This window comes from Neisseria sp. P0021.S005, from assembly GCF_051956955.1.
This window is the reverse complement of sequence record NZ_JBQCWY010000086.1, coordinates 1-9461: the sequence shown is the minus strand read 5'-3', so window position 1 is coordinate 9461 and position 9461 is coordinate 1. Positions and strand designations below refer to the sequence as shown.

5 protein-coding genes and 2 pseudogenes are annotated in these 9461 nt (G+C 50.4%); 2 read left to right on the top strand and 5 right to left on the bottom strand.

All coding sequences use genetic code 11. The annotated features are described in order from the left end of the window. Window positions 1–254: 254 nt before the first annotated feature. A complete protein-coding gene (locus tag ACTHUE_RS07055) occupies window positions 255–530 on the top strand; it encodes a hypothetical protein (RefSeq protein ID WP_003748371.1) in 276 nt (91 codons plus the stop codon). 77 nt (window positions 531–607) lie between these two features. Here the strand turns inward: ACTHUE_RS07055 and argC are convergent, their stop codons facing one another. The 5 genes and pseudogenes from argC to ACTHUE_RS07030 all read right to left on the bottom strand — a co-directional run bounded on the left by argC (window position 608) and on the right by ACTHUE_RS07030 (window position 8723). After that, window positions 608–1654 (bottom strand): N-acetyl-gamma-glutamyl-phosphate reductase, encoded by a 1047-nt coding sequence (argC, locus tag ACTHUE_RS07050; protein ID WP_070645868.1) that lies wholly within the window; start codon window positions 1652–1654, stop codon window positions 608–610. Window positions 1655–1701: 47 nt separating this feature from the next. Further along, on the bottom strand, window positions 1702–1887 hold the full coding sequence (locus tag ACTHUE_RS07045; RefSeq protein WP_141752518.1) for a hypothetical protein: 186 nt from the start codon (window positions 1885–1887) through the stop codon (window positions 1702–1704). A gap of 150 nt (window positions 1888–2037) precedes the next feature. After that, a complete protein-coding gene (locus ACTHUE_RS07040) occupies window positions 2038–3741 on the bottom strand; it encodes an ABC transporter ATP-binding protein/permease (protein ID WP_070712145.1) in 1704 nt (567 codons plus the stop codon). Window positions 3742–3872: 131 nt separating this feature from the next. Beyond that, window positions 3873–6080: pseudogene (locus tag ACTHUE_RS07035) on the bottom strand (TonB-dependent siderophore receptor). Window positions 6081–6509: 429 nt separating this feature from the next. Further along, window positions 6510–8723 (bottom strand): TonB-dependent siderophore receptor, encoded by a 2214-nt coding sequence (locus ACTHUE_RS07030; protein WP_107792114.1) that lies wholly within the window; start codon window positions 8721–8723, stop codon window positions 6510–6512. Window positions 8724–9032: 309 nt separating this feature from the next. Here ACTHUE_RS07030 and ACTHUE_RS07025 point away from each other — a divergent pair. Further along, window positions 9033–9461: pseudogene (locus tag ACTHUE_RS07025) on the top strand (phosphoserine phosphatase SerB); the annotation flags it as partial.

The following is a 9461-nucleotide window of genomic DNA, read 5'->3' as shown; positions in this document are numbered from 1 at the left end:
CCTTTATGGAGGTATGTTTTTTATATGGTTTGGACGATTTGAGTGTATTTTACCTTAGTTTTTATAAAATTGTAAGAAAAAAATTACTCAATCTAAGAAAAAGTATTGCATATTTTATTTTTTCTTAGTACTATTCGTTTTGTCTTAGATAAATCGATATTTCTAGTTTTATATTTGATTTTTCTTAGTTTGGTTTTATTTGGTTTAGTTTTTCTGACTTGAACCTGCTATATGATTATGATGAGAGGTGTGAAATGACTCGTTCGCGTAAAAATATTTTTTGGGTGCTGCTGGCGTTGGTGCTGGGTTTTTTTGCCCTGCCTTTCGGATCTTCGGAAGCGCATGAAGCGGACGGTAATTTGACGGCTTCGGAATGCGAACGCTTGGGCAGTTTGAGTCTGGATCAGATGGACGGCAGGCTGCTTGCCTTCGCCAAAGAATGCGATATGGTGGAGGCTACCCACGATTGGGAGCAACAGTACGGCAACTTGAATGAAGAAGAAATGCTTGCCGGCGTGGTGTATGAGTGATGTTTGTGAATAAATTGATAAAGGCCGTCTGAAAAACCATTGTTTCAGACGGCCTTGTGTTTTTAATAAGGATGATATTAAGGCATCAATGGTGCATTAGTCAGGCCGGTGGTTTCGGGCAGGCCGAACATAATGTTCATATTCTGCACGGCTTGACCGGCTGCGCCTTTAACCAAGTTGTCGATGACGGAAAGAACAATCCACACATCGTCTTGATCGGGCGCTTTTTGAACGCTGATACGGCAGAGGTTGGCGCCGCGCACGCTGCGGGTTTCAGGTGTCGAACCTGAAGGCAGGATATCGACAAAAGGACTGTCGCGGTAGTATTCGCGCAGTAAGGCTTCGGGATCGGTATGTTCTTGCAGGTGCAGATACAGGGTGGCATGCATACCGCGTATCATCGGAACAAGGTGTGGCACGAAAATCAGGCCGTCTGAAACATGGTCTTGCAGTCTGGACAGGGTTTGTTGGATTTCAGGCAAATGGCGGTGGCCGCTGACGCCGTAGGCTTTGAAGTTTTCACCTGCTTCACACAATAGGGCGTGGGTACTGGCTTTGCGGCCTGCACCAGAAACACCGGATTTACAGTCGGCAATCAGCGGCGCGTTGGCTTTCAGACGACCAGCCTGAAGCAGCGGCAATAAGGGCAGAGAAACGCAGGTAGGGTAGCAACCCGGATTGGCCACCAGCATGGCTTTGGCGATGTCGTCTTTGTAAAGTTCGCACAAACCGTACACTGCTTGGGAAACGAGTTGCGGCGCTGCATGGGTCATTTTGTACCATTGTTCCCATGTGGGGATGTCGCGGATGCGGAAGTCGGCAGATAGGTCAATCACGCGTACGCCTTTTTCCACAAGGGCCGGTGCTTCTTTCATGGCTACGCCGTTGGGCGTAGCGAAGAATACGAGGTCGCAGAGGTCAAGCCCGGCCTCTTCGGGCGTTTGGAATGCAAGGTCGTAAATGCCGCGCAGGCTGGGGAAGTAGTCGGCAACCGCAATACCGGCTTCGCTTCGGCTGGTGACGGCAGTGACTTCTGCGTTGGGGTGGCTGCTGAGCAGGCGCAACAATTCGACGCCTGTGTAACCGGTTGCACCAACGATACCAATTTTAATTTTTGTGGTCATGGTGTGGCTCCTTTGTAGGGATGACAATGCGTTTGATTATATAGTAATTAATTGCAGTCGGTCAGCGATGCTTGTGCCAAGCTTTGCAAGGGACGGTTAAACAGGCCGTCTGAAATATAGCATGAATAATATTCGAGAGCGGGTTTCAGACGGCCTGAGCGTTTGAAAAACGCAGTTTGCGGTTCGATTTGTCTGTTGATTTGTGGTGGGTGTTTCGTCTTTATCCTATCCATACAAACACAAAATAAAAACGCAAAAAAATGCCCCCGGGTTGGAGAACCGGAGGCAAGTATCCAAGGAGTAGCTCTCATTAATAAGAACTAGTTACTTAGTACTATATCTCTTGTTAGGATTGAAAGCAAGCGTTTTGCACATTTTAACATTTAAATAATTTTTTCATTCAAATTCAGAGAGCTATCAAACAGGGCTTGAATTTTGGGTTGGTGGCTGATGCCGATGACCAAAGTATTGGGCAAATGTTGCTTGAGGGTCTGCATCAACATCAGGGCGGATTCGTCATCAAGCTGGTTGGTGGCTTCATCTAGGAACAGGATTTGCGGTTTGTGCAGCAGTGCGCGTGCAAGGCTGAGGCGTTGTTGTTCGCCGCCGGAGAGAATGCCGTGCCATTCGTATGAAGTGTCCAAATCGTTCATCAACGTGTGCAGTCTACCCGTGGGGCTGTTTAGGCCGACTTGTTTCAAAACGGTTTGAATCAAATGGTCGTCTTGGCAGGCTGAGTAAGGGTAGCTGACGGTTTGACGCAGGGTATCGGTAGGCAGGTAAGGGCGTTGCGGGAAGAACAGGCGGCTGCCTTCAAGGGAAAAACTGCCGTGATAATACGGCCATAAACCGGCAAGCACGCGAAGCAGCGTGGATTTGCCGATGCCGCTTCGACCTTCAAGCAATACCCATTCCGGAGAACGGGCTTGGAGGTGAATATCAGTAAGCAGGGGGCTGCCGGTTTGGGTGTAGACGGTAAGGTTTTGCAAGACGACCTTGCCGCTATGATGCGGCAAATCTGTTTGGTGTGACTGAAGGGAGGGGCTTTTTTGTTCTGCTTGTTCCAAGGCCGTCTGAAAACCGGAAAGCCGTTCGATGACTGCCGCCCATTCAATCAGGCGGCGGTATGCATCGGTAAACCAGCCGAAACTGTCTTGAACGCGGGCAAACGATGTGCGCGTCTGCATCATGTCGCCGAAGGTCATGGTTTTGGCGAGGTACATGGGCAGGGTGGCGAGGATGGGGATGAAGATGCTGATGCGGACATAGGTTGCCCAGAAGGTTTCTTGGCGGAATTCGCAGTTGGTGAGCCGCCGCCAGTTGTCGCGGATGCGGAGGTAACGTTGTTTCAGACGGCCTGTTTCCGCTTCGCCGCCGTTGTAGAAGGCGATTTGTTCGGCATGGTCGCGTACACGTAAAAGGGCTGCGCGGTAGTCAGCTTCGCGATGCTGGCGGTCGATATTGAGGTTTTTTAGTTTGCGGCCGACAAGATGGGCGATGACGGTGCTGAAGATGGAATAAATCAGTGCAACCCAAACAAGGTAGCCGTAAACGGTAATGCTGTATCCGCCGATGTTGAAAGTCTGTACGCCGGAGAGCGTCCACAGTACGGTGACAAACGCGCTGAATTTGGCAATATTATTGATGAAGGAGCGAAAGAGGCCGATGCTTTTGTCGGCAAGCAGGTAAATGTCTTCGGCGATACGTTGGTCGGGGTTGTCCGGTTCGCCTGTCAGGCGCAGACGGTAGTGTTTGTGGCCTTCGAGCCAGTTTTTTTGAAATTGCTCGGTCAGATGGGTGCGCCAACGGAAGATGAGGCGTTTTTGCAGCCAGTCGGCACAAACGATACAGCCGATAACCATCGCCATATAGCCGAGGTATTCGACAATGAGCGAAGGCATGGATGCGCCGTCAAATGCAGCCAGTGCGTCGTAGAAGCGTTTGTCCCATGCGGCAATCCAAACGCTGATGGTAATAGAGAATAGGGTGAACCCTATCAAAACGGTGAGCATCAGCCATTGGAGGTGACCGTGTGCCCCTGACCAAAAAGGGCGGGCAAGGTAAAAGAATTTTTTGAGTGTTTTCATAATGCTTGTGAATGCATGCGAATGGCCGTCTGAAAGTGAAATTGTACTTTCAGACGGCCTTTTTATCAGCAATAGTTGGTTTTTATATGCTTTTGAAGAGTGGGGGTAATCCACTCTCGGTTTGTCGCTACTTACATCTTCCACTTCAGGCTGAACACGGCATTGCGCGGTTCGCCGTAGAAGTTGCCGCTGTTGGCGGCACGGCTGTATTGGTTTTCGTAGTAGCGTTTGTCGGTCAGGTTGTTGACTGCCAGCCCCAGTTGCAGGTTTTTGCTCGGGCGGTATTGGACGTTGGTGTTCCAAACCGTGTAGCCGCCTTGCTTGATGGAGCCGTAGGAATTGGCGGTTTTGCTGCTGCTCTTCAAGCCAAGACCGACCGTCCATTTGCCGTCATCCACCGGCAGGACATAGCTGGTGTAGAGGCGGAACATATGCTTCGGCGTATGGCTGCTGAAGTTGTAGCCTTTTCGGCGCGATTCAACATTGCCGGTAACGCTGCTGCGGTTGGTGCTGCGGTTGAAGGTGTAGCCTGCGTAAACTTGCCAACGGGCGGTCAGGCTGCCGGAGATTTCGGCATCCAAGCCGCGGCTGCTTTGGTTGAGCGGTTCCCAGTAGGCGTGCGGTTTGGCATTGACGCGTTGGTTGTTGTTGTCTTTGTCGGTGCGGTAGAGGGCGACCGAGGTGTTCAGACGGCCTTCGTTCCATTCGCCTTTCCAGCCGAGTTCGTAGTTGCGTCCCATAATCGGCGGCAGTAGGTTGTCGTTGTAGTCGCGGTTCATCGTTTGTTTGAAGATGGACGTATAGGCGGCGTAAATACTTTGTTTAGGCGTGATGTCGTAAGTGATGCCGGCATAAGGAACGAAGCGGTTGCGTTTGAGCGAGTCTGATGAACCTGCTACCCCGTCTTTGAGGTCGCGATCCCAATAGTAGCCGCGTTTCCAGCTGGTGTAGCGTCCGCCTGCGATGATGTGCAGTTTGTCGGTAGGATTGATGCGCGCGCCCAAACCAAAGGCATGGGTAGTATAACGGCCGTTGCCGCCACGGGCTTTGGTTGTGGCAGAATCCCAATCGGGTTTGGCTTTCTCGCTGCCGTTAAAGGCATCTGCGTCATAGGTGCTGCTGTCGTTGAGCCAGCGGTTGCTTGAATTCACGTTCTCTTTGGAATAGCTGTGCATGAAGAAGAGGTCGTGATTTTGGCCGAAAGCGAAGATGCGGCCGGTCAGGTTGTTTTGGAAAGTGAACTGGCGGTTGCCTGCATCGTAACGGTCGAAGCTGTATGTGGTTCCCAGGCCGTCTGTACCGATGCCGTTACCTGTGCCGCCCAGCGTGTAATATTCTTTTGAACTGGTGTTCTTACGCCAGTCCAACTTGCTGCTCAGTTTCCAGTTGTCGTTGAAATAATGTTCAAATTCGGTAAAAAGATTGTATTTTTTCAGGCGGGCTTCGTTCCAATCCGCACCCAGATAGCGGCTGCGTTTCCACTCTTTGCCGTCTGCACGCATAGGTAGGCCGTCTGGATCGGGTGTTTCGGTTTGGTTGAGATAGCTTGCGCCCTAGGTAAGTTTGCTGTTGTCGCCGATGTCTTTGTCCATCACGCCATACAGAAGGAGGTCGCGGCCGCCGGATTGGTCTTTGAAGGTTTTGTTGCTGCCTACCGAGCCGACAAAGCGTCCGCGCAGGCCGTGCTCTTGGCTTAAGGTACCGGATGCATCAAAGACGCTGTTTACTTTGCCCCATGAGTTTGCCATCAAATCGGCGGAAAGCTGGCGTTTTGCAGTCGGCTTTTTACGGACGGCGTTTACAGTGCCACCGGGTTCGTTGTTTGCCTGTGTCAAACCTGCCGCACCGCGCACCACTTCAATGTGGTCGTACATTGCCATATCGGTTGCACTGGTCGGGTCGCCGGCCGGGCCGCCTAAGCCGAATCCGCCGGGTGAGCCGAGTTGAGTGGCAATACCATCTTCTTCAAACTGTTCGATAAAATAGCCGCGCGACATGAAATGCGTACGTCCGCCGCTTTTGAAAACATTGATGCCCGTAGCGTTTTGCAACGCACCTTCTAAGTCGGTGATGCCCTGGTCTTCAATTTGTTTTTTGGTAATGACGCTGACGGATTGGGGAATTTCCCGGGGAGAGAGCACTAATCCTGTAGTCGAACGCATCGCGGATACGGTGTAGCTGTTTTGACTTTCAGTACGCAGGCTTTTGTTTTTACCCACTACGGTAACTTGTTCCACTTCAGCCTGTTGTACTTCTTCGGCAGCTTGTGCGGCTTGGGGCAGTGCGGCAAGGCAGAGGGCAAGTGTGCTCAGTTTGAATAGTTTCTCAGAATGGTGCATTGGGAGGGGTCCTTGATAAAGAAAGGTCTGTTTGTTTTTAAATATTGGCGGCAATATCCGTTTAAATTGAGCCGTTATTTTTTATAAGCCGTTTTATTTTAAAAATAAATATAAGTCCCCGAATCATTTTATTTGATTCAATTTCGATATTGCCAAACCATCGGGTCAAAAAAAGGTTGCCGCCGGAAAGGGAGCCGTTGGCAACGAATGGAGGTGGTAATGCAATGAAAGCTAGATACAAAGGGTAGTATCAAACTAGCCATAAATAACTATATCGAAACGGTGAGAAAAATCAACAGGAATTTTTTTCGGTTGAGAAAATTTTTTAGACTGTTTGCTTTATATCAAGATTGAAAAAAAGGTTTGATTGGAAAAGGCCGTCTGAAAACGGAAAGAATCGGTTTCAGACGGCCTTTGAATCAAGCGGGATTAGAACTTGTAATCGACTTTGAACATGACGTTGCGCGGTTGGCCATAGTAGTTGTTCGCGCCTTTGCTGCTGACTTTGTTGTTCTCGTAGTAGTAACGGTTGAACAGGTTGGTCGAAATCAGTGCAAGTTTCAGGTTTTTCGATGCCTGATAATCAATGTTGGCATTGAATACCGCATGACCGCCGCGCTTCACGCCGTAGAGGCTGGCGGTTTTGCTTTGTGCGGTTACGCCGCCGCCGATGGTCCATTTTTTGCCGTCAAACGGCAGGTTGTAGCTGGTGTGGAGGCGCAGCATGTGTTTTGGCGTGTGCAGGCTGAAATTAGTGCCTGCGGGGACGGTGCCTTTGCTTTCCGCTTCAAGATATTTGGACCGGTTGAACGTATAACCTGCAAACAGTTTCCAATCTTCGCTCAGGTTGCCGGATATTTCGGCTTCGATGCCGCGGCTGCGGACTTTGCCGACGGGTTCCCAATACCATTTTTGGTCTGCCGTATCCCAAACCTGCACCGCGCGGTTTTTCTGTTCGATGTCAAACAGGGCAAGCGAGGTATTCAGCTTGCGGTCGAACCATTCCCCCTTCCAGCCGATTTCGTAGTTCGCGCCGGTAACAGGGTCAAGATAGGATTTGTCTTTGCGCTGATTGCTGTTCGGTTTGAAGATGGATGTGTAGCTGGCATACAGGCTTTGGTTCGGCGTCAAATCGTAGGTAACGGCGAAATAAGGATTGAAACGGACGGTTTTGCGGTCGGTAACCGAATCGGGATCGTTGTCTATGCTGCCGCCTGTGTAGAAATAGTCGGTTATGTATTTCGATTTGATGTGGTTCCAACGCGTCCCTGCCATGATGTGCAGTTTTTCTTTCAACATATTGAAACGGAAGCCCAAAAGCAGCGCGTGGGTGGTGCGTTTGGAATGGGTTTCCCAATACATCTGATAAGGAGTGGCGTACCAGTCGGCGGGTTCGGAGATTTCGTTGCCGGTAAAGGTCATCGGGTCAAAGGAAACGCCCGGGTTGTATTGACGGCGGCTGCCGTTGTTTTTGGTGTGCGTATAAGTGTATTCGGTAAAGATTTCCTGCGGCACGCCCGCAATTTCAAATTTGCCGTTCAAATTGTTTTTGAAAGTCAGTTGTTTTTCGTCATTGTCGTAACGGCTCAACCAGCCCGAAGCCAATGTGCTGCCGGGCGTGTAGCCTGCGTAGGACGTGGACGTATTGTAAATGCCGCTGTTTTTCTTGATATTTTCGTTGTAGTTGTAATCCAGCTTGCCGGTATAACGCCAGTTGTCGTTGAAATAGTGCTCTACTTCGGCGAATGCGTTCGCCTTGTCGTAAATGCCTTTGTTCCAGTTGTAGCCCAGATAGGTATCGCGCGGCAGGTTCAATGCCACGCCCCAGTCGTCGGGCTTGGTGTGTTTGCGCTGATAGAGGCCGCCCCAAGTGATTTTGGTGTTGTCGCCGACGGATGCGTCCATCACGCCGTAAAGCGTGGCATTGCCGCCTTTGACGCGGTCTTTGAAATTTTTGTCGCGTTCCAATGCGACGACGGCGCGGCCGCGCAAAGTGCTTTCATCGTTCAGAAGACCTGAAAAGTCCCCCGTGGTGCGGACTTTACCGAAGCGGTCGATTTGGGCTTCACTCTGAATAATGCGTTCGCCGGTGGGGCGTTTGCGTACGGCGTTCAACGTACCGCCTGGCTCGCCGTTTGCCTGCGTCAGCCCGGTCGCACCGCGCACGACTTCGATATGGTCGTAAACGGCGATGTCGTTCATGCTTTGCGCGTCATACATCGGATTGTTGATGGCGCCGGGGACGGTAGATGAGATTCCGTCCTCTTCGATTTGGTCGATATAGAACCCGCGCGATTGGAAGCGCGGAATGCCGGCATCACGGATGACGTTGACACCGGTAGTGGTTTTCAGGGCATCAACCAAGTTGGTAATCCCCTGCTCATTGATTTGTGTCTTGGTAATCACGCTCACCGACTGCGGCGTTTCTTTCGGGGACAAGGCAAGGCCGGTGGTGGTACGCATGGCTGAAGTTGTGTAGGAGTCGCGGTTTTCGGTGCGGGTAGAACGGTTTTTGCCGGTTACGTTGACAGTTTGCAGCTCGGCAGTTTGTTCGGGCCGGGGTGTTGCCGTGTTTTCTGCTAAGGCTGCATAGGGCAGAGTGGCAATAATGAGTGCTAATGTTTTAAGGGTTGGGGCGTTCATGAACGTCTTTCTATAATTAAAATAAAATAATAATAATTATATTTTATGGTAATTTTGTTGTTTTGTAATTTAATAACAAGATTTTGAGGGTTTTTAGCGGATTTATGTTGTTTTTATGGTTTTTGAAGGTATTTTTGAAATTAAACTAGTTAAGGGAATCAAGCGACAGGCCGTCTGAAAATTTTCGGGGTTGTTCGGCTATAATGTTGTTTTGGTTTTTTAAGGCCTTTGCAAAAATACGGTTTGGGGTTTTAAGCTGAATGTGTACCCGATATGTTTGTAAAGGTTTTGGGGTATGAGGAGAATGAGATGAAGAAAGTTTTGGTGTTGCAGCATGGGGATTTGGGCGTTTGCGACTGGTCGGCCTTTGGCGGTTTAGTGTCTGCGCCATCAGGAAAGTCGGTGTTGCGTCTGCCGGTTGATGATGATTTTGAATTGACGGACGAGATGCGGGCTGCGTTGATTGTGCAGCAGATAGATGGTGCGGTGTTGCCGGATGTGGCTTTTGCTGATTTGGGACTGATTGTCAGCGATATGGATTCGACGCTGATTACGATTGAGTGCGTGGATGAGATTGCGGCCGGTGTCGGGCTGAAGGATGAAGTGGCAGCGATTACGGAGCAGTCGATGCGCGGCGAGCTGGACTTTGAGCAGTCTTTGCGCAAGCGTGTGGCTTTGCTGGCCGGTTTGGACGAGCGCGTGTTGGAAGAGGTGTACGAGAATGTGTTGCAGCTGTCG